The organism is Streptomyces sp. 2P-4 (genome assembly GCF_030167965.1).
Lineage (GTDB): Bacteria > Actinomycetota > Actinomycetes > Streptomycetales > Streptomycetaceae > Streptomyces > Streptomyces globosus_A.
The window spans coordinates 3,484,375-3,504,051 of the sequence record NZ_CP095011.1; the positions used below are offsets into that span (position 1 = coordinate 3,484,375).

The following is a 19,677-nucleotide window of genomic DNA, read 5'->3' on the forward strand; positions in this document are numbered from 1 at the left end:
AACATCGCAAGCCTGCTCAGCAGCTGTCAACGGTTTCCCACACAACCGGAATTCACTTCTCCGAATTGCCGGCGCCCCCGTTTCGCCCCGCGACCCCGTTCACAGCAAGGGGGCGGGCGCCCCGGGGGCCGGCGGCTCCCTTGTGGCCGAGACCCGCCGGTGCGAACTGTTTCAGCTGAATTTCAGGCCGCCCCGACACCCGACAATCCCAAAAAGAGCGACATTCCCTCCCGCCGACAGAATATTTTCGGCCAATACGGCGCCGGGACGCCTGTCCGGTGAAAAACCGCATGCATACACCGCGACGGCCGGGCCGCGGTCGGCCGTCCGAGGCCCGCCCCCGGGCATGCCGCAGGGACCGGCCGGTCGTTCGCACCGGTCGGCCCCTGCGTCCTGCCTGCGTCAGTGGTCGGAGAAGCTGAAGTCCCCCACCGTCCAGGCGCTCACGTCCGCGATGGCCACGCGGTACATGCCGCCCGTCTCGGGGATGCCGACCGTGCCCTGGATGATCCGGGCGACGTGGAAGTGCAGGTGGGTCGGCGGCGTGTCCTTGCGGCCCGGTCCGTCGAAGACGCCGGCGAACTCGCCCAGTCTGTCGGAATCGGCCAGGACCTCCGTCACCCGCTGCCGCCACACCGCTTCGGGGGCCAGCCGGCCCGTGATGACGGCCCCTCCGGTGATGACGGTCAGGGACATCTGATTGCTCTGCCCCGACTCGACCTTGGCGGCGAGGTCCACGAGCAGTTCGTCAGGCTTCGACATGAGGCTCGATTCTATTCACCCCGCCGCGCCGCGGGAGGGCCGAGGCCGAAGCGAATGACCGGTTCCGCCCCTCCGCCGGCGCCGCTGCAGGGTTCCGCCCGACCCGCGGACCTGCGGGGATGGCGGGCCGACTCACCCGTTACGGTGAGGCGGGGGGCGGTCGGCAGCGCGCTGACCTGCACGGGAATGCCGTCGGCGAGGCCGGAGCGGCCCGGGCCGGAGTGCGTGCCGCAGCCGGGTCCGGGCAAGCGGCCGGGAGCGTATGCGGCGGCGCCCGGCCCTCCATCGATTCCCGAAGGAGGAGCGAACGGGTGCTGTTGCTGGAGCTTGCGGTGTATTCGCTGATGGATCTCGTGCTGTGGGCGGGGGGAAGGACATGGGACCGTGCGCGTTCGGCGCGCCGCATCGCGGCGTTCGGGCGCGGCGAGGCGGTCACGGTGCGCTGCCGCTACCGGAAGGGCGCGCAGGCCCCGGCCATGGCGCGCGGGAAGATCGTCCTGAGCCGGTCGGGCACCGTCCTGGAACGGCCGGGCAGGCAGGCCCTGCGGCTCACCGGCCCGGTGTCCGCCGCGACGGGCGGCGGTCGGGGCGGGACGGCGCTGACGTGCACCGCCGCCGACCCGGCCGGCGGTTCCGGGGAAGAGGTCGTCCTGCTCCTCCTGACATGGGACGCGCAGATGGTGCGGCTCGTCGCGGATTCCGTGTCCGGCCCGGCGTGACGCAGCGGCCCGCCTGATCCGGGCCGGACGGCTGCCGCCGGCCCGGGCGGGCCCTCAGGGCTGCGGTCCGGGGGCGCAAGGAGGATCGTGGGAGGTGAGAAGAGCCGCACGCACCTGCCTCCGCCCTCCCGCCCGGGCATCCGGGCGGCGACGCCGGCAGCCACCACCCACCGGGAGGCATCCCATGCGCAAGGTAGCCGACTGCCGGGACTACCCGAGCGAGATGAACTGCACCCTCACCATCACGGGCGAGGAGGAGGAAGTGATCCGGGCCGCCGCGGAGCACGCCGCGTCCGTGCACGGCGAGACGGACACCCCGGAGCTGCGCGAAACCCTCCGGAAGATGCTGAAGGACGAGGTGCCGCAGCACGCCTGAACAGCCGCCGCGCGCGGGCCCCGGGTCCACCGGCCCGGGGCCCGTCCACGCGCAGGGCCATTCCGTCATGCGGAATTGCATTTTCGCAGTGCGGTAGCATGGGCGGTGCCAGGAACGGCGGGCGCGACCGGCCGCCCGTCCCTCACGCCAGGTCCAGGAGTGCGCAGCCATGGACAACCCCCTCCCCGCCGTGAACACGGCAGCCGCCGACGAGGCCGCCCGCGTCAAGGCCGCCGACCGCGCCCACGTCTTCCACTCGTGGTCGGCGCAGGAACTCATCGACCCGCTCGCCGTGGCCGGGGCCGAGGGCGCGTACTTCTGGGACCACGAGGGCAACCGCTACCTCGACTTCTCCAGCGCGCTCGTCTACACCAACATCGGCTACCAGCACCCCAGGGTCGTCGCGGCCATCCAGGAGCAGGCCGGCCGCCTGTGCACGCTCGCGCCCGGCTTCGCCGTCGACGTCCGCTCCGAGGCCGCACGCCTCATCGCCGAGCGCACCCCCGGCGACCTGGACAAGGTCTTCTTCACCAACGGCGGCGCCGAGGCCGTCGAGAACGCCGTCCGCATGGCCCGCCTGCACACCGGGCGGCCGAAGGTGCTGTCCGCGTACCGCTCCTACCACGGCGCCACCAGCACGGCGATCAACCTGACCGGCGACGCCCGCCGCTTCGGCAACGACAGCGCGACCGCCGGCGTCGTCCACTTCTGGGGGCCGTTCGCCTACCGGTCGCCCTTCTACTCCGCCACGCCGGCCGAGGAGTGCGAGCGGGCGCTGCGCCACCTGGAGGACACCGTCGTCTTCGAGGGGCCCGCCTCGATCGCCGCGATCGTCCTGGAGACCGTCGGCGGGGCGCCGGGCGTGCTCGTGCACCCCGACGGCTACCTGGCGGGCGTCCGAGAGCTGTGCGACCGGTACGGCATCGTGTTCGTGCTGGACGAGGTGATGGTCGGCTTCGGGCGCACCGGCCGGTGGTTCGCAGCCGAGCACTGGGGCGTCACCCCCGACCTGCTGTGCTTCGCCAAGGGCGTGACCAGCGGATACGTGCCTCTGGGCGGGGTGGCGGTCTCGGCGGCTGTCGCCGGGACCTTCGCCCGCCGCCCCTACCCGGGCGGGCTGACGTACTCCGGGCACGTCCTGGCCTGCGCCGCGGCCGTCGCGACGATCGGCGTGATGGAGGAGGAGGGGGTCGTCGAGCAGTCGGCGCGGACCGGCGCGGAGCTGCTGGGGCCGGGCCTGCGCGCGCTCGCCGAGCGGCACCCTTCCGTGGGGGAGGTGCGCGGGCTGGGCACGTTCTGGGCGCTGGAGCTCGTCCGGGACCGGGCGACGCGCGAGCCGCTCGTCCCGTACAACGCCTCCGGCGCCGACAACGCGCCGATGGCGGAGTTCGCGGCCGCCTGCCGCAAGGCCGGGCTGTGGCCGCTGACCGCCGGAAACCGGATCCACATCGCCCCGCCCTGCACCATCGCCCCGCAGGAGGTGGCCGCCGGTCTGGAGGCCCTCGACGCGGCCCTGGCCGTCGCGGACGCGCACACGGCGGGCTGACCGCGGCGCCCGCGCGCCGGCGCTGTGGGGTCGCCCAAGGGCCGGCGGCCCGGATTCGGATGATCCGTACGGGGGAGAACGGGGCCCCGGCGTGCTGCAATCCGTTCACCGGCCGTGCAGCAGGGCCGGCACCTTACGGACCGGGATGCACGTCAGTCCCGGGGCGGTCCCGAGGGGACCGGACGGCGGGGAGCGGGAGACCGCTGGACGCCGGGCGTACGGGATCCAGACCACCGGACTCCGTGTTCCCGAGGACCCGAAGGAAGACACCATGAGCAGGCACGTCCTGGCGCAGAACCAGTACGGCAAGGCCGAGAACCGCATCGTCAAGGTCACCCGCAAGGGCAGCGACGGCTCCTGGCACGAGATCCGCGACCTCAACGTCTCCGTCGCCCTCCGCGGCGAGTTCCGCGACGTCCACCTGACCGGCGACAACGCCAACTGCCTGCCCACCGACACCACCAAGAACACGGTGTACGCCTTCGGCAAGGAGCACGGCATCGAGTCCCCGGAGGCTTTCGGCATCCTGCTCGCCAGGCACTTCGTCTCCTCCCAGGCGCCCATCCGGGAGGCGCAGATCCGGATCGAGGAGTTCGCCTGGGAGCGGATCCCCGTCCCGACCCGCAAGGAGCAGCACTCCTTCGTCCGCAAGGGGCAGGAGGTGCGGACCGCGCAGATCACCTACAGCGAGACCACCGGCCTGCAGGTCGTCTCCGGCCTGAAGGAGCTGACCGTCATGAACTCGACGGACTCCGAGTTCCACGGCTACATCAAGGACAGGTACACGACGCTGCGGGAGGCGTACGACCGGATCCTCGCGACCAAGGTCACCGCCCGCTGGGCGCACTCGGCGCTCACCGCCGACGACGCCGGGCACGACTGGGACCGCTCGTACAGGAAGGTCCGGGGGCACCTGCTGGAGGCGTTCGCGCAGACGTATTCGTACTCGCTGCAGCAGACGCTGCACCAGATGGCGGAGCGGGTTCTCGACCACTGCCCCCGGGTCAACGAGGTACGGCTGAACCTGCCCAACAAGCACCACTTCCTGGTGGATCTGGAGCCGTTCGGCCTCGAGAACGACAACGAGGTCTACTTCGCGGCGGACCGCATGTACGGCCTGATCGAGGGCACCGTGCACCGCGACGGCGTCCAGCCGGTGATCGCCACCACCGACTGGATCACCGCCTGACGCGGCCCGGCGACTTTCGGCCGCGGCCTCCGGCTTTCTTGCCGAACGGTCCCTTGTCCCCGCCGCCGCCTGCAAGGAGGCTGTGCAGCTGACGAGTCGACGACCGAGGGAGCCGGTGGTCATGCACAGGCAGACGGCGATCCGCCGCTGGCGCGGCTGGACGGGCACGGGCCCGCTCTGGCTGAATTCCGTCGTCCTGCTGCTGGCCCCGTTCACGGCGGTGACGCTGCTCGCCCAGATCGGTGTGATCGCCGCTTTTGCCGCTCTCGGCGGCCTGGCCCGGCAGCTGTGGTACGGGGACTACGGACACGGAGCGGTGCACCTCGCCGCCGCCCTGATGGGGGCGGCGGCGGTCGCGTTCGTGGTGGTGTGACCCGCACCCGGGGCGGGGCGTCGACGGCGCCGCGGTCCCTCGCCCGTTCGGGGGTACGTGCGCGGGGGCGCGGGCGGTCCGCTGCACCGGGCCCGAGCTGGGCCGATGCGGGCGGGACGGCCGCGGTACGGGTGTGACGCACCCTCAACCGGCGGCGTTGTCCGCAGTGGCGGTGGACGGCCAGGGGTTCCACTGCTCTCTGTGGGACCGGCTGCCGGAGCCGGTGCATCGGACAGGGAGGGCGTTCCATGGCCCGCGCCAAGTGGGTGGTCGGCATGCTGACGGTGGCTCTGCTGGGGACGGGCATAGGGCTGTTGCGCAGTACCGAGGGTGCGCGGACCGCGCCCACCTCGGCCGACGCGCTGCCGTCGCGGGCACTGGGCCTGTCGGGGCACCGCCGGCTCGTCGAGCAGCTGGAGCACGCCGGGCAGCGGACCTCGGGCAAGGGGTCGCGGCCGTCGCGGGCCTCCGCCATCACCCCGCTGCGTCCTTCGCCACCGCGGCGGCTGCTCGTCCCGGCCCTGGGCGCGGACCTGCCCTTCCGCGCCCCCGAGGCGGGGCCGCCGGGTGCGGACGTCCCGTCAGGAGGCCGGACCGGCCAGGGCGTGCAGTCGGAGGAGGCGTACTGGGAGGCCGGGACGCCGGCGCCCGGTTCGGCCGGCGTGTCCGTGGTCTCCGCACCGGACCTGCGCCTGGCCGAGCTGCGGCGGGGCCTGACCGTCGAAGTCGTGCGCGGGGACGGCCGTACGGCCGTGTTCACCGTCGACGCGGTCTCGCCCGCCGGGGTGAGCCGGCGCGGGCAGCGGCCCGGCCGGGCCCAACTGCGGCTGGTGAGCGGTGAGACCACCACCGTGGCACGGCTGACGGGCCATCGGCGCACCGGCTGAGGCGGGGCCCTGCACCGGCTGAGGCGGGCCGGCACTGTGACCGAGCAGGCCGCTGGTGCTCCGGCCCGGCGGCCGGCGCCGCGCCGGGCTGTCGGCCGAGAGGGGGTGTCTTCGTCCTCCGGTCGGGGGCTTTCCCCGGGCTGGGCGGCGGGTTGTCCGGCGTGTCGGGGCACATCCCCGGCATGACCGGAACACGGCAGGCGCGGACGGCGGTGACGAGGGCCCTTGCAGCGGCCTGTCTCGCGCTGATGTGCCTGCTCGCCGCGTCCCCCGCCGCGTCGGCGGTCTGCGGGGAGGAAGCCGCCCGCTACGCCTCCGGGCTGCCGGGCGGTCCGGGCACTCCCGCGGAACGCGAGGGCGAACCCTCGGCCGAGCCGGAGGCCCGGGCCGTACGGCAGCCGGTGCGCGGAGCGGCCGGAGTACGGCAGTTGGCGCAACCGCCGATGTTTCACGTGGAACATTCCGGCCGGCGCGAGGTTGTCGGCCGGTGTGAGACAGCCGGCCCGGTGCCGTCCGGGCGGGCGGTGCGGAGCATGGTGCTGCGCTGCTGAGCGGGCCGAGCAGCAGCGCACCGACCCCCCACACCCCTCCAGCACCGTGAGGTCTTCGCCATGCCCATCGACCCCTTCGCCGCCCTGAACGCCCTGATCCGCGCCGAGGCCGCCCGCTTCTCGCCCCCGCCGGCGGCGGCGCCCGCGGCCCGGCGCACACCGGACGAAACCGAGTCCGCCCCGTCGGCGCCGTCCGTCCCTGAGGCGGCGGCGCCGCGCGAGACGGCGGCCGCCTCGCGGGCAGCGGCCCGCGACTGACGCACACGCGCCGGCTCCCGCTCCCCGTCGCAGGGGTGCGGGAGCCGGCGCGTGTGCGGGCTGTTCAGCCCTCGCGCTGGTAGTACCGGTAGTACGCCACCACACCGACACCGATGCCGGTGGCGAGGCCGACCCAGGCGGAGCGCAGGACGGAGTCGCCGGTCAGGCTGTACAGGTAGCCCATCGCGATACCGCCGAACGCGGCGTACGCCGCGGCGCGGGCCTCCTTGGCCATGCGGGGGCCGACCCGGGCCAGGGTGAACATGATCGCCGCGAACAGGACGCCGCACAGGATGCCGTAGAAGACGTTCGCCACCGTGACGGGGCCCGTCTGGCGGTTCATGAAGGCCGCGTAGATGCCGTAGACGAGCCCGAGGAGCAGGGGTCCGGCCAGCATGCCCGGGCTCAGGTGCAGGGGCGCCGACTGCCGGTGGTGCCGTCGGGTGGCGGGTGCCGCGTGTGCCATGACAGGGCTCCTCTCTTCCCCCATCCAGGGCACACCCGGCACCTGAGCCCGGCAAGTGGATCAACGGGCGCGGACCGCCACGGCGTCGATCTCGAAGAGCATCCGGGGCAGGGCCAGCGAGGCGACCCCGATCAGCGTCTGGGCGGGCAGGCCGGTTCCCCAGGTGTCGTGCAGGTGCTTGAGCAGGATCTCCAGCTTCGGCTGGTCGTGGTCCACGACGTAGGTGCCGATGCGGACGACGTCGGCGGGGCCGAGGCCGACGGCCGCCAGGGCGGTGCGCAGGTTGGCGAAGGCCCGGGCCACCTGCTCCTCGAAGTCGTCGGAGACGACGTCACCCGTCTCGTCGGAGCCGTACTGGCCCGCTATGAAGACCTGCTCGCCCAGGGCGGAGACGACGTGGCTGTAGCCGAAGCCGGTCGGGTCGTGGAGTTCCGCGGGGTTGGTGATGCTGCGTGTCATTGCCAGGCTCCGGATTCTGTCGGGTCGAAGGGTGCTGTCGGGTCGAAGGGTGCTGTCGGGTCGGAGGGTGCTGTCGGATCGGTCTGCGCCGGGGCGGTGGGCGCCGAGTGGGGCGCCGTTCTGCGGGTCGGGCCGGTGAACCAGGCCCGCAGCCGCTCGGGTGCCTGCGGGGCCTGCCGCTCGGCTTCCCGGCGGATGTCGTCGAGGCTCTGCCCGGCGAGGGAGCGCCGCCAGGCCAGTTCTGCGCGGGCCATGCCGCGGGCGATCGCGCACTCGGGGCCGCCGTCGGCCGCCGGGCCGCCGCCGCCCGGCCCCCGGCGGCGGATCTCGGTGCAGCGGAAGGCCTCCTCGGGCCCCTCGACCGCCGCGACCACGTCCATGAGGGTGATCTCGGCGAGCGGGCGGGCCAGCCGGAATCCGCCCCGCGCCCCCGGGGTGGAGACGAGGAGGCCCGCCCGCGCGAGCGCCTGGAGCTGCTTGTTCAGGTACGCGGGCGGAAGATCGTGCCAGGCGGCCAGGCGCGCCGCCGGGACCGCCCGCTCCGGCCCGAGCCAGGCCAGGTTGATGCAGCTGTGCAGCGCCCACTCGACGCCCTCACCCATCCTCATAACCTGGACACTAGATGTCCTGGATCGGAGGGGGCAAGGGCATTTCCCGAAACGGACGCGCCGCCACCCGACCGCAGCAGCCCGGGTCGCGGCCTCCTCCCCGGGTGCGTTCCCTGGTGACGTGCGCACCTTCATCTCGGCGGTTCTCATCGCGCTCATGACCCTCCTCGTGCCGGTGAGCGCGGTGGGCTACTGGGCCGACCGCGAGCTGGGCGACGCCGACCGCTACGCCGCCGCGATGTCGCCGCTGGCCTCGGACCCGGCCGTGCAGGAAGTCGTGGTCACGCAGACGGCCCGCGCCCTGTCGGGGCAGATCGACGCCGGGCCCTTCCAGGGCGGGATCGAGGCGCTGCTGCGCGAGGCCATCGGCTCCTTCGCCGGCACCCCCGCCTACCGGACCGCCTGGGACGCGGCCAACCGGGCCGCCCACGCGGCCTTCCTGGAGGCCCTGACCACGGGGCAGGGCAACGCCGTCACCATCGACCTGGCACCGGTCGTCGCCCGGATCCGGCAGGAGCTCGTCACGGACGGCGTGCCGCTGGCGGAGCTCATCCCGGAGACCCAGGTCTCGGTGAAGGTCATGGAGTACGACAACCTGGGCGCGCTCCGAGAGGGCTTCCGCATGATGCAGGTCGCCGGCGTCTGGCTCCCCGTCCTGACCGTCGTCCTGGCCGCGGCGGCCGTCGCGGTCGCCGTCCGCCGCCGCCGGGCCGTGGCCGCGACCGGCCTGGGGCTCGCACTGGGCGCCGGCCTGCTGTGGCTCGCGGTCGCCGCCGGCCGCCGGATCACCCTGGCCGACCTGCCGCCGGACATCGACCGGGCGGCCGCAGGCGCGGTGTACGACGCGCTGACCGCGTTCCTGCGCACCACCGCCTGGGTGGTCCTGGCGGTCGGGCTCGCGGTCGCACTGGCCGCCTGGCTGTCGGGCCGGGTGCGCCGCACGCCGTGAACCGGGCACCCCATAAGCTCGGAAGGTACCAACTGCGCAGAACGCCCCAGAGGATGCACAACCATGCGGGGCGCGGCACCACGGCAGATCCGAGACCGGCAGACGACTCGCGAGCGGCGGGGGCACCGAAGCGGACATGAGCACCGAGCACAGGGAGCGAAGCGACCGCGCACACCGCATACCGTCCGGGCTCCGGGCCCGGACACCGGCGCCCCCGGCATGGCTGCTCTCCGGGCTTCGCCCGGAGGCCGCCCCGATCCCCTGGGCCGCCGTGGCCCGCGCCGCCGTCGCCCTGTCCGCGCCGCTCGCCGTCGGCTTCGCGCTCGACGAGCCCGAGTACGGGGCGCTGGTGTCGATGGGCGCCCTCAGCGGCGTCATCGGCGACACCGCGGACGCCTACCGGATGCGGATCCTCAACATCGCCGTGCCGCAGTTCTTCGGTGCGGTCGGCGTCACCCTGGGCACGCTGGTCTTCGGACACGGCTGGGTCGCCGTCGGCGCCCTGACCCTGATCGCCCTCGTCTCCGGAATGATCTCCTCGATCGGCACGGTGGCATCCGTGTCCGGGCTGCTGCTCCTGCTCAACGCCGTCGTCGGGGCCGGGCTTCCCCTGCCCCGGCCCTGGTGGGCGGCTCCGCTGCTGCTCGCCGCCGGCGGCCTGTTCGTCCTCGCCCTCACCCTGCTGGGCTGGCCTCTGCGCGGGCGCCAACCGGAGCGGGCCGCCGTCGCCGCCACGTACCGGGCCCTCGCCGACGCCCTGGAGGCGGCCGGAGGGCCCGGCTACGACGAGCGCCGCCGCCGGCTCACGCAGACCCTCAACCAGGCGTACGACCTGGTCCTGGGCCGTCGCGCCCGCGTCCACGGCCGCAGCCCGGCCCTGGTGCGGATGCTCGCCCAGTTGAACGTCGTGATCCCGCTCGTCGAGGCGGCACCCGCCGCCCACCTGCGCGGCCGCCCCCTGCCGCCCGCCTATCCGGCAGCCGTGCGGGAACTGGCGCGGGCCGTGGAGGAGGGGCGCACCGGCACACCCGCCCTCGACCTGCCCGAGCCGGCCACCCGCGCCGAACGGGCCCTGGACGCGGCGCTGCGGCACGCGGCGCCGGTCGTCCACCACGCCGAACCCCTTCCGCACCGCATCGACGACAAGCTGGGCCGGCCCGCCGCGCTGACGGTCCGGGCGCGGCGCGCCGTACGCGACATGGCGCTGTCCCCGGCCTCCTGGCGGTACGGGCTGCGGCTCGCCCTGTGCATCGGGATCGCGCAGTCGCTGGTCTCGCTCGTGCCCGTCGAGCGCTCGTACTGGGTGGCGCTGACCGTCACCTTCGTCCTCAAACCGGACTTCGGCTCGGTGTTCTCGCGGGCCGTGCTGCGCGCCGTGGGCACCGCGGGCGGGCTCGTCGTCGCCGCCGCGGTACTCGCGGAGGTCCCCCGCGGCTGGTGGGACGTGCCCGTCATGGCCGTGCTCGCCGCGCTGATCCCGGCGTTCTCGGCGAAGGGGTACGCCTTCCAGACCGCGGCGATCACCCCGGTGATCCTGCTGCTGTCGGACCTGCTGAACCACCAGGGCTTCGACCTGATCCGGCCGCGCCTGGTGGACAGCCTGATCGGCTGCGCCATCGCCCTGGTCGCCGGATACCTGCTGTGGCCGGAGAGCTGGCGCAGCCGGATCGGGGACCGGCTCGCCGACGCGGTCGACGACGCCGCCCGGTACGTGGAGCGGGCGTTCGGGCCGCGACCGGCCACGGAGGCCGGGCTGCGGGCCGCGCGGACCGCCCGCCTCCAGGCCCGGCGGCGCATCTACCGCGACCTGTCGGGCGTGCGCAGCGAGTTCCAGCGGGCGCTGACCGAGCCGCCGCCGGCCGGAACGCGGGCAGCGGCCTGGTGGCCGCTCGTCGTCGCCGTGGAGCGGGTCGTGGACGCCACCACCGCCGCCCGGGTCCGCGTCAACCACGGGGCCCCGCCGCCCGGGCCGGACGAGGTGGAGGCGATCAGCGCCGACCTGCGCACCCTGGCCGCGGGCGTGCGGACCGCGCGGACCCCGGACCGGCTGGAGCCGCCCCCGGAGCGCTCCTGGGACGAGGAGTCCGTCCTGGCCCCGGTGCGCCACGAGGTGGCCGCCGCGCACGGCTTCGCCTCCCCCGAACGGGCCTGATGCCGGGCCGCCCGGCCCGGGGCGGGGGAGCATCGGGACATGAGCCCCCTTCCCCGGCACCGCGGCGGGCGCCGCCGCGCCGCGGCCGCCCTGCTGCTCGCCGCCGCCCCGGCGGCCGCGGCGGGCTGCGCCGACGTGGAGGGACTGCGGGACGACGGCGACCTCGGCACCGTCCACGCCCCGCAGACCCTGTGGAGGGACATCCACCCGGACCCGCCCGACCCGGGCCAGCAGCCCGGCGCCGCGGCCGTCGTCCCGGGCCTGCCCAAGGCCGCCGGCCTGGACGTCCGGTCCGTGGACGCGCTGGACATCGTGCGGGCCGACATCACGGCCGCCGCCGAACAGGACGGCGGCACCGGCCGCCTCGTCGACCCCCGGGCCGTGCAGCGGCTCGCGCTCTGTACACAGGCTGTGGACGGCGGACCGTTCTGCCCGGTGCGGCCGCCCGTGCTGCACGACGTGACCGGCGACGGCCGCGACGAGCTGATCACCGCCCTGGACGTCGACGGCCGGGTCAGCGAACTGCGCGTCTACACCGTCCGCGACGACGGCTCGATCACCCGGATCCTGTCCCGGCGCGGCGTCCTGGAGGGCGTCGAGGTGGCGGCCGAGCACCTGGCGGTCCGCGAGCCCACCTCCAACCCCGAGAAGGTGTCCGTCTCCGACTACGTGTGGGACCCGGACGCGGGGATCATGAACCTCACCGAGCTGACCCTCGACGAGTGCCCCACGCTCAAGACCGGCTCCGTCCCGTGCGCGGCGGTCCGGGGCTGAGGGGCCGGGCCGGCATGCGGAGGGCGGGCAGCCTGCGCTGGAAGATCGCCCTGACCACCACCGCGGTGTGCTGCGCGGTCGCCGCCGTGCTCGGCATCCTCGTGCACGACGTGGTCGCCCGGCAGGTCGTCGGCGAGGTCCGCAAGGAGGCCGGGATGGCCTTGGACCACGCGCTCGTCCTGTACCAGTACGGCTCCGCACACGGCGACGTGAACGCCGCCCTGGACCCGCCCGGGCTGCCCCCGCCGCTGCGCAGGCTCGTGGCCCGCGGCAGGACGGGCAGCATGGTCGGCGCGCACGCCGGGAAGCCCGTCATGTGGGCTGCCGGGCCCGCCGACGGCAAGGCCCTCGCCGTCTGGGTCCCGTACGGCGGCACGCGCTCCCGGCTGCGCGACCTGGACACCGCGATCCTCGCCGCCTCCGCGGTCGCCGCCGGCGTGGTGGCCCTGGCCGGACTGTTCCTCGCCGACCGGATCAGCAGGCGGCTGACGGCCACCGCGGCCGTCGCCCGCCGGATCAGCGCCGGCGACCTGGACGCCCGCGTCGACTTCCCGACCGCGCGGGAGGACGGGGCGGAGCAGCGGCCCCGCCACCGCGACGAGGTCCGGGACGTCGCCCAGGCGCTGAACTCGATGGCGCAGTCGCTGCAGGACCGCCTGGAGGCGGAGCGGCGGTTCACCGCGGACGTCGCCCACGACCTGCGCACCCCGCTGACCGGCTCGATCGCCGCGGCCTCCCTGCTGCCCGACGGCCGGCCCAAGGAGATGATCAACGACCGGCTGAACGCGCTGCACCGGCTCACCGAGGACCTGCTGGAGGTCTCCCGCCTGGACTCGGGCGTCGAGCACGCCGACCTGGCCCGCATCGAGCTGGGCCACGCGGTGCGCCGGGCCGTCGCCGCGGCCCGGTCGGACGCCTCGGTCCGCGTCGTGCGGGACGCACAGGTGGTCACCGACCGGCGGCGCCTGGACCGGATCCTGGCGAACCTGCTCGTCAACGCCGACAAGCACGGGGCGCCGCCGATCGAGGTGAGCGTGGAGGGCCCGGTCGTGACCGTACGGGACCACGGGCCCGGGTACCCGGGCCGGCTCATCGAGCACGGGCCGCAGCGGTTCCGCACGGGCGACCCGGGCCGCGGGCGGGGGCACGGGCTGGGACTGACCATCGCCGTCGGGCAGGCGGCCGTCCTGGGGATCGGCATCGCGTTCTCGAACGCGCCCGACGGGGGCGCGGTGACCACCCTCCGCCTGCCCGTCGGGCGGCTGACCGGGGAGTGACGGACACGGCTTGCGGGGTGTGTTTCACGTGAAACACACCCCGCAGCCGGCCGGCCACCCGTCCGGCGGATCCGGCCGGATCAGACGCCGATGTTCTTGCCGTCCTTGCGCCACACGGCCACCACGGCAGGCCGGACCAGCTTCCCGGGCCCGTCGGGCCACGCCGACGCCGGCTTCTCCACGGACGCGCCGTCAACCTCGCCCGGGTGCTGCACGGCGACCAGGATCCGCTTGTCCTGCACCAGCGGGCCGCAGGTCTCGGCGCCGCGCGGCACCGTCAGGAACTGCTTCAGCTCGCCGCGGCGCGGGCCGGCCGTCGCGACACCGAAGAGGCCGTCGTGGGAGCCGAGCTGGTTGCCGTCCGTGGAGATCCACAGGTTGCCGTGCGGGTCGAAGGCCACGTTGTCCGGGCACGAGATCGGGCTGACCTTGTCCTTCGGGAAGCCCGCGAAGTACGTCGAGGGGTCGTTCGGGTCGCCGGCGACCAGGAACAGCCGCCAGGCGAATCCGTCGCCCGCCGGGTCGTCGAAGTTCTCGGCGAATTCGAGGATCTGGCCGTGCTTGTTGATGTTGCGCGGGTTGGCCTCGTCCACGCCCGGCTTGCCGGGCTTGCCGCGGTCGGAGTTGTTGGTCAGCGCCAGGTACACGCGGCCGGTGCGCGGCGAGGGCTGGATGTCCTCGGGCCGGTCCATCTTGGTGGCGCCCGCCTTGTCGGCGGCCTGCCGCGTGAAGACGAACACCTCCTCCGCGGTCATGCCCTCGACGTGCGAGACGTTCCCGGACGGCGAGGCGGTGGCCAGCTTGATCCAGGTGCCGGACCCGTCGAAGGCGCCGTCGGCGGGCAGTTTGCCGGTGCCGTCGAACTCCGCGGCCGGGGAGTCGCCGGTCAGCTTGGCCACGTAGAGGGTGCCCTCGTCGAGCAGGGTCAGGTTGTGCTCCTTCGCCGCCCGGGAGTCGCCCTTCATCATCCGCTTCGAGGAGACGAACTTGTAGAAGTAGTCGAAGCGCTCGTCGTCGCCGCTGTAGACGACCGGGCGGCCGTCCTCGGTGAGCCGGGGCTCCGCGCCCTCGTGCTTGAAGCGGCCCAGGGCGGTGCGCTTGCGCGGCACGGAGTGCGGGTCGTACGGGTCGAGCTCGACGACGTAGCCGAAGCGGTTCGGCTCGTTGGGCTCCTGGAGCACGTCGAAGCGCTTGTCGAACCGCTCCCACTTGCGCTCGGACGCGCCGGAGGTCACACCGTAGCGCTTGAGGCGGGCGGCCTGGACGGGGTCGGTGACCTTCCCGGCGTTGGCGAAGTACTGGTTGAAGTTCTCCTCGCCGTGCAGGGTCGTGCCCCACGGGGTGGTACCGCCGGAGCAGTTGTTCAGCGTGCCGAGGACCCGGGTGCCGGAGGGGTCGGCGGAGGTCTTCACCAGGTCGCTGCCGGCGGCGGGCCCGGAGAGGCGGAACTCGCTCGTCGCGGTGAGGCGGCGGTTGAGCGGGTGGCGGTTGACGGCGGTCAGCCTGCCGCTGCGGTGGTCCTCCTGGACGACGACCACGCCGAGGCCGTGCGCGGCCCAGGCGATCTCGACCTGCTCGCGGGTCGGGTTCTCCGGGTCGTAGCCCCGGAACATCAGCTGCTCGTCGGTGTACTCGTGGTTGGCCACGAGGAGCTGCCGGCGCTCGTAGCGGCTGCCGAGCGGGAGCAGGGCGAGGAAGTCGTTGTTGTAGCCGAACTGGCCTGCCTGGGCGGCGGCGGTCTGCCGGTCCGGGTGGAAGGCGGGGGCGCCCTTGACTATGGGGTCGCCCCAGCGGATGACGACGTGCTGCTCATAGCCGGCGGGGACGGTGACCCGGTCGTGTGTGTTCGGCGCGACGGGCGTGAAGCGCAGGCCGCGCGCCCCCGCGGCGTCGCCAGCGCCGCCGGCGGCGAGCGCGTCCGCCACGGGGGCGGCGTTCGCGGGGGACCCGCTGCCGCCGACCGCCGCAGCGGTGCCGGCGGCGGTGGCGACGGTGACGACGGCGGCGGTGCGCAGCATGGAGCGGCGCGAGTAGGCGCGGGCGATGACATCGCCGACGTACTCGTTGCCGCTCGTGTTGGGAACCTCGTGGAAGCAGGCATCACCGCAGCGGTAGCGGCAGGTGAGGGCGGAACGGCCGCCCCCGTGCGGGGTGCCGATGAGCGGCAGGAGCTTGCGCACGAGAAATCCTCCGTAGCTGCACGGGCCGACGGAAAGTCGGCCGGATCCAGCGGTGACGCTAGGGCGGGCCCGCGCCGATACGGCGGCCGCGGGATGAACGCGCGGTGAACCGGGCACGTCGGAGCGGGAGTTCACGTTCAAAGCGGGCGGGCCGGGTGGAGGCCTCCGTCTTTCGGCCACTTCCGGCGGCGAGCGGAAGCCACCCGACACCTGACGCAAAAACTCCCAATTCGGCTCGTACGGCGCCGCTTCAGTGAAACGGAGGGACGCGATACGGTGCCGGTCAGCGCGGTCCGCGGGGGCAATTCCCCGTGGGGACCGGAACAAACAGGAGATGTGGGAGAAGGCCGAAAACGGACGGAACGGGCCGGGCGCCACGAAGGGTGACCCTGCCGACGTTCCAGCCGAGGGGCCGATAACCTTACGTGTCCACTCTGGGCAGGGATCAACCGCGCAGCACGGACAAAAGACGCACGCACTCATGCGAAAGGCCTGGCCCATGGGTATTCGGAGCTTGTTGCGCAAGGTTTTCGGACGGTCCGCCGAGCCGGTTCCGGAGACGACCGAGGCCACCTCCACCACCTCTTCGCCTGGCGTGCCGAACCAGGCGGATCGCAACCCGCTGGACGCGGCGGCCGAGCTCGTCGCGGCGTCCTTCGATAACCCGACCGTCCCGCCGCAGTCCGCGCCGCGCGACCGCGAAGCGGGCGCCGCCGTACTGACCGCGACGGCAGCGGACCCGACCGTCCCCGAGGCCCGCCGCCCCCTTTCCCCCTCCCAGCCGCCGCAGTCCGACACCGCTGCCGCTGCCGCGGAGCCCGCACCGGCCCCCGAAGCCGCGGCCCAGCCGGCGCCCGAGGCGGCGGAGCCCGCCGCCGCTGCCGCAGCCCCCGCCCAGCCGGAGGCCGAGGCCGCGGAGCAGGCCGCCGAAGCCGCAGCGCCGCAGCCGCAGCCCGAGGCCACAGCCGCAGCCGAGCCCCAGGCCGCGACCGGGGAGGCCGCCGCGGCCGGGCCCGAGGCCGCTGCCGAGACCGCACCCGCGGCGCAGACGGAGGCGGAGCCCGCAGCTGCCGCGACCGCGGAAGCCGAGGTCCTCGCCGAGCCCGAGGCGCAGCCCGAGCCCGCCACGGCCGAAGCCGAGCCCTCACCCGAAAGGGCCCTGGCCGAGGCGGAGCCCGAGCCCGCCGCCGCGCCCGAGCCTGCGCCTGCCGTTGCGGAGGACGAGCCCGAAGCCGCGGCGAAGGCCGAGGCCGAGCCGGAGCCCGCCGCCGAACCGGAGCCCGAGCCCGCCACGGCGGAGGCCGAGCCCGAAGCCGCAGCGGAGCCCGAGGCCGAGCCCGTCTCCGCCGCCACCGAAGCCGCACCCGCCAAAGAGCCGGAGCCCGAGCCCGCGGCCGCGGCCGAGCCCGTCACGGAGGGGCCTGCCGTCGCGGCTGCCGTCGTGCGGAAGCGGGCCCCCGAGGTGGCCGCCGCCTACAAGGCCGCCGGGCAGGTGCTCCGCGGCAAGGGCCGTACCGGGGCGCGCGCCAAGGTGTACCTGGTCCTGGACCGCTCCGGCTCCATGCGCCCGTTCTACAAGGACGGCAGCGCCCAGCACCTCGCCGACCACGCGCTGGCGCTCGCCGCGCACCTCGACACCGAGGCGACCGTGCACACCGTCTTCTTCTCCACGGAGGTGGACGGCACCGCCGACCTGGCCCTCGACACCCACGACGCCTCCTGGGCGGAGGCCCGCAACGGCGAGCTGGGCCGCATGGGCCGCACCAGCTACCACGTCGCCGTGGAGCAGGTCCTGAAGCGGTACCGCGAGGACGGCGGCGCGGGCCCGGCCCTCGTCGTGTTCCAGACGGACGGCGCCCCCGACAGCCGCCAGCCCGCGAAGCAGGCGCTCGCGGACGCGGCCGAGGCGGCACCGGAGGTCCACTGGCAGTTCGTCGCGTTCGGCGACCACGACAACAAGGCCTTCGACTTCCTGCGCAGGCTGGACGGCGCGAACACCGGCTTCTTCCACGCCGGCCCCGCCCCCCGCGAGCTCACCTCCGCCGCCCTGCTCAAGGGCGTTCTGGAGCACTTCTGAGCGGCCGCGCCCCCGCCTCGCACCGACACGAAGGCGCCCCCGCCCCGGAGAGATCCGGGGCGGGGGCGCCTTCGCCGTCCGTCGGCCGCGGCGGCCGCAGCCGCCGCGGCCGACGGCTTACTGGTGCTGCTTGACGGCCTTCTCGACCGGCTCGGAGGTCTTCGTCTCCACCGGCTTGCGCAGCGCGATGTTCAGCTCGCGCAGGCGGGACTCCTCCAGCACCGTCGGCGCGCCCATCATCAGGTCCTGCGCGTTGCCGTTCAGCGGGAACGCGATGGTCTCGCGGATGTTCGGCTCGTCCGCGAGGAGCATGACGATGCGGTCGACGCCCGGGGCGATGCCGCCGTGCGGCGGGGCGCCGAGGCGGAACGCGCGCAGCATGCCGGCGAACTCGCGCTCGACGGTCTCCGCCTCGTAGCCCGCGATCTCGAAGGCCTTCAGCATGACCTCGGGCTCGTGGTTGCGGATGGCGCCGGAGGACAGCTCGATGCCGTTGCAGACGATGTCGTACTGCCAGGCCAGGATGTCGAGCGGGTCCTTCTCCTCCAGGTCCTTCATGCCGCCCTGGGGCATGGAGAACGGGTTGTGCGAGAAGTCGATCCTGCCCGTCTCCTCGTCCCGCTCGAACATCGGGAAGTCGACGATCCAGCAGAACCGGAAGACGTCCTCCTCGAAGTGGCCGGCGCGCTTGGCGGCCTCGACGCGGACCGGGCCCATGATCTTGGAGACCTCGTCGAACTCGCCGGCGCCGAAGAACACGGCGTGGCCGGGGGCCAGGCCCAGGCGCTCGGTGAGGACCTTGACGTTCTCCTCGGTGAGGAACTTGGCGATCGGGCCGGTCAGCGAGCCGTCCTCGCCGACGCGCACCCAGGCCAGGCCCTTCGCACCGAGCGAGACGGCGAAGTCGCCGAGGCCGTCGAAGAACTTGCGGGGCTGCGCGGCGGTGTCCGGGACCGGCAGGGCGCGGACGTGCTTGCCGGCGAACGCCTTGAACTCGGAGTTCGCGAAGACGTCGGTGATGTCGACGAGCTCCAGCGCGGCCCGGAGGTCCGGCTTGTCGCTGCCGTACTTGAGCATCGACTCGCGGAACGGGATCCGCGGGAACGGGGAGGTGACGTGGCGGCCGTTGCCGAACTCCTCGAAGAGCTCGGTCATCAGCTTCTCGATCGGCTGGAAGACGTCCTCCTGCTCGACGAAGGACATCTCCACGTCGAGCTGGTAGAACTCGCCCGGCGAGCGGTCGGCGCGGGCGTCCTCGTCGCGGAAGCAGGGCGCGATCTGGAAGTAGCGGTCGAAGCCGGAGATCATCAGCAGCTGCTTGAACTGCTGCGGCGCCTGCGGCAGCGCGTAGAACTTGCCGGGGTTCAGGCGGGACGGCACCACGAAGTCGCGCGCGCCCTCGGGGGACGTCGCGGTCAGGATCGGGGTGGCCATCTCGTTGAAGCCGAGCGCCGTCATCTTCTGCCGCATCGCGGCGATCACCGCGGAGCGCAGCATGATGTTGCGGTGCATGCGCTCGCGGCGCAGGTCCAGGAAGCGGTACTCCAGGCGCCGCTCCTCGTTCACACCGTCGTCGGTGTTGATGGTGAAGGGCAGCGGGCCGGCCGCGCCCAGCACCTCGACCTCGGCGGCCTCGATCTCGATCTCGCCGGTGGGCAGGTCGGGGTTGACGTTCTCGGCGCCGCGGGAGACGACCTTGCCGTCGACGCGGACGACGGTCTCCTTGGAGAGCTTGTCCAGCGCCTCGGCGGCCGGGGTGCCGGGGCGGGCGACGAGCTGCGTGATGCCGTGGTGGTCGCGCAGATCGATGAAGAGGATGCCGCCCAGGTCTCGACGATTGTGCAGCCAGCCACTGAGCCGGACGTCGGTGTTGACGTCAGAGGCGCGGAGCTCGCCGCAGGTGTGGGACCTGTACCGATGCATCAGTCATCCAGTTCTTCGCGATACCAGGGTGGATTCAACCCTGACAAGGTTACCGTCCGGGCCGGGACCCGCGCTGGCGCGCCCGCCCGCCCCGCCCGGACGGGCACACCGGTCCGATGAGCGGCAAAGACGATCGCGGCGGGCCCGTGGT

General features: G+C 73.9%; 17 protein-coding genes and 1 pseudogene. 12 read left to right on the forward strand and 6 right to left on the reverse strand.

The annotated features are described in order from the left end of the window. Positions 1–402 precede the first annotated feature (402 nt). Positions 403–762, reverse strand: a complete 360-nt coding sequence (locus tag MUK52_RS15250; RefSeq protein ID WP_114053400.1) for a hypothetical protein — start codon at positions 760–762, stop codon at positions 403–405. 311 nt (positions 763–1,073) lie between these two features. On the opposite strand from MUK52_RS15250, the gene MUK52_RS15255 reads away from it, so the two are divergent. The 7 genes from MUK52_RS15255 to MUK52_RS15285 all read left to right on the forward strand — a co-directional run bounded on the left by MUK52_RS15255 (position 1,074) and on the right by MUK52_RS15285 (position 6,661). Then, positions 1,074–1,481, forward strand: coding sequence for a hypothetical protein (locus tag MUK52_RS15255; protein WP_284577052.1), 408 nt, complete (start codon positions 1,074–1,076; stop codon positions 1,479–1,481). Between the two features lie 184 nt (positions 1,482–1,665). Beyond that, positions 1,666–1,857: a DUF1059 domain-containing protein gene (locus MUK52_RS15260; RefSeq protein ID WP_284577054.1), complete on the forward strand. Its 192-nt coding sequence runs from the start codon at positions 1,666–1,668 to the stop codon at positions 1,855–1,857. Between the two features lie 169 nt (positions 1,858–2,026). Then, the gene (locus tag MUK52_RS15265; protein WP_284577056.1) at positions 2,027–3,403 is read left to right on the forward strand and encodes an aspartate aminotransferase family protein; all 1,377 of its coding nucleotides are present in this window, start codon (positions 2,027–2,029) and stop codon (positions 3,401–3,403) included. Between the two features lie 271 nt (positions 3,404–3,674). Next, positions 3,675–4,592, forward strand: a complete 918-nt coding sequence (gene pucL / locus MUK52_RS15270) for a factor-independent urate hydroxylase (RefSeq protein WP_114053396.1) — start codon at positions 3,675–3,677, stop codon at positions 4,590–4,592. Positions 4,593–4,713: 121 nt separating this feature from the next. Next, on the forward strand, positions 4,714–4,965 hold the full coding sequence (locus tag MUK52_RS15275) for a hypothetical protein (RefSeq protein ID WP_114053395.1): 252 nt from the start codon (positions 4,714–4,716) through the stop codon (positions 4,963–4,965). Positions 4,966–5,213: 248 nt separating this feature from the next. Continuing rightward, positions 5,214–5,852, forward strand: coding sequence for a class F sortase (locus MUK52_RS15280; protein WP_284577076.1), 639 nt, complete (start codon positions 5,214–5,216; stop codon positions 5,850–5,852). Between the two features lie 611 nt (positions 5,853–6,463). Beyond that, complete coding sequence (locus MUK52_RS15285) at positions 6,464–6,661, forward strand: hypothetical protein (RefSeq protein WP_114053393.1); 198 nt, start codon at positions 6,464–6,466, stop codon at positions 6,659–6,661. Between the two features lie 64 nt (positions 6,662–6,725). Here MUK52_RS15285 and MUK52_RS15290 read toward each other — a convergent pair whose 3' ends face one another. From MUK52_RS15290 to MUK52_RS15300, 3 genes and pseudogenes are all read right to left on the reverse strand, one after another. Continuing rightward, positions 6,726–7,127 (reverse strand): hypothetical protein, encoded by a 402-nt coding sequence (locus MUK52_RS15290; protein WP_114053392.1) that lies wholly within the window; start codon positions 7,125–7,127, stop codon positions 6,726–6,728. Between the two features lie 60 nt (positions 7,128–7,187). Continuing rightward, positions 7,188–7,586, reverse strand: a complete 399-nt coding sequence (locus MUK52_RS15295) for a RidA family protein (protein WP_284577080.1) — start codon at positions 7,584–7,586, stop codon at positions 7,188–7,190. Between the two features lie 140 nt (positions 7,587–7,726). Next, positions 7,727–8,188: pseudogene (locus MUK52_RS15300) on the reverse strand (RrF2 family transcriptional regulator); the annotation flags it as partial. 127 nt (positions 8,189–8,315) lie between these two features. Here MUK52_RS15300 and MUK52_RS15305 point away from each other — a divergent pair. The 4 genes from MUK52_RS15305 (at position 8,316) to MUK52_RS15320 (ending at position 13,346) form a co-directional block, all read left to right on the forward strand. Further along, a complete protein-coding gene (locus MUK52_RS15305) occupies positions 8,316–9,143 on the forward strand; it encodes a hypothetical protein (RefSeq protein WP_284577082.1) in 828 nt (275 codons plus the stop codon). Positions 9,144–9,279: 136 nt separating this feature from the next. After that, a complete protein-coding gene (locus tag MUK52_RS15310) occupies positions 9,280–11,295 on the forward strand; it encodes an FUSC family protein (RefSeq protein ID WP_114053388.1) in 2,016 nt (671 codons plus the stop codon). Positions 11,296–11,334: 39 nt separating this feature from the next. Continuing rightward, positions 11,335–12,069, forward strand: a complete 735-nt coding sequence (locus MUK52_RS15315; protein WP_246042240.1) for a hypothetical protein — start codon at positions 11,335–11,337, stop codon at positions 12,067–12,069. Between the two features lie 14 nt (positions 12,070–12,083). After that, positions 12,084–13,346 (forward strand): sensor histidine kinase, encoded by a 1,263-nt coding sequence (locus tag MUK52_RS15320; RefSeq protein WP_284577085.1) that lies wholly within the window; start codon positions 12,084–12,086, stop codon positions 13,344–13,346. Between the two features lie 80 nt (positions 13,347–13,426). Here MUK52_RS15320 and MUK52_RS15325 read toward each other — a convergent pair whose 3' ends face one another. Then, a complete protein-coding gene (locus tag MUK52_RS15325) occupies positions 13,427–15,526 on the reverse strand; it encodes a PhoX family protein (RefSeq protein ID WP_114053387.1) in 2,100 nt (699 codons plus the stop codon). Positions 15,527–16,043: 517 nt separating this feature from the next. On the opposite strand from MUK52_RS15325, the gene MUK52_RS15330 reads away from it, so the two are divergent. Next, positions 16,044–17,603: a VWA domain-containing protein gene (locus tag MUK52_RS15330; RefSeq protein ID WP_350205492.1), complete on the forward strand. Its 1,560-nt coding sequence runs from the start codon at positions 16,044–16,046 to the stop codon at positions 17,601–17,603. 117 nt (positions 17,604–17,720) lie between these two features. Here MUK52_RS15330 and aspS read toward each other — a convergent pair whose 3' ends face one another. Continuing rightward, the gene (aspS, locus tag MUK52_RS15335; RefSeq protein ID WP_114053385.1) at positions 17,721–19,526 is read right to left on the reverse strand and encodes an aspartate--tRNA ligase; all 1,806 of its coding nucleotides are present in this window, start codon (positions 19,524–19,526) and stop codon (positions 17,721–17,723) included. Positions 19,527–19,677: the final 151 nt, after the last annotated feature.

Coding starts and splice junctions, on each gene's coding strand:
- MUK52_RS15250 (WP_114053400.1), bottom strand. CDS start 762: ATGTCGAAGCCTGACGAACTGCTCGTGGACCTCGCCGCCAAGGTCGAG.
- MUK52_RS15260 (WP_284577054.1), top strand. CDS start 1,666: ATGCGCAAGGTAGCCGACTGCCGGGACTACCCGAGCGAGATGAACTGC.
- MUK52_RS15265 (WP_284577056.1), top strand. CDS start 2,027: ATGGACAACCCCCTCCCCGCCGTGAACACGGCAGCCGCCGACGAGGCC.
- pucL (WP_114053396.1), top strand. CDS start 3,675: ATGAGCAGGCACGTCCTGGCGCAGAACCAGTACGGCAAGGCCGAGAAC.
- MUK52_RS15275 (WP_114053395.1), top strand. CDS start 4,714: ATGCACAGGCAGACGGCGATCCGCCGCTGGCGCGGCTGGACGGGCACG.
- MUK52_RS15280 (WP_284577076.1), top strand. CDS start 5,214: ATGGCCCGCGCCAAGTGGGTGGTCGGCATGCTGACGGTGGCTCTGCTG.
- MUK52_RS15285 (WP_114053393.1), top strand. CDS start 6,464: ATGCCCATCGACCCCTTCGCCGCCCTGAACGCCCTGATCCGCGCCGAG.
- MUK52_RS15290 (WP_114053392.1), bottom strand. CDS start 7,127: ATGGCACACGCGGCACCCGCCACCCGACGGCACCACCGGCAGTCGGCG.
- MUK52_RS15295 (WP_284577080.1), bottom strand. CDS start 7,586: ATGACACGCAGCATCACCAACCCCGCGGAACTCCACGACCCGACCGGC.
- MUK52_RS15310 (WP_114053388.1), top strand. CDS start 9,280: ATGAGCACCGAGCACAGGGAGCGAAGCGACCGCGCACACCGCATACCG.
- MUK52_RS15315 (WP_246042240.1), top strand. CDS start 11,335: ATGAGCCCCCTTCCCCGGCACCGCGGCGGGCGCCGCCGCGCCGCGGCC.
- MUK52_RS15320 (WP_284577085.1), top strand. CDS start 12,084: ATGCGGAGGGCGGGCAGCCTGCGCTGGAAGATCGCCCTGACCACCACC.
- aspS (WP_114053385.1), bottom strand. CDS start 19,526: ATGCATCGGTACAGGTCCCACACCTGCGGCGAGCTCCGCGCCTCTGAC.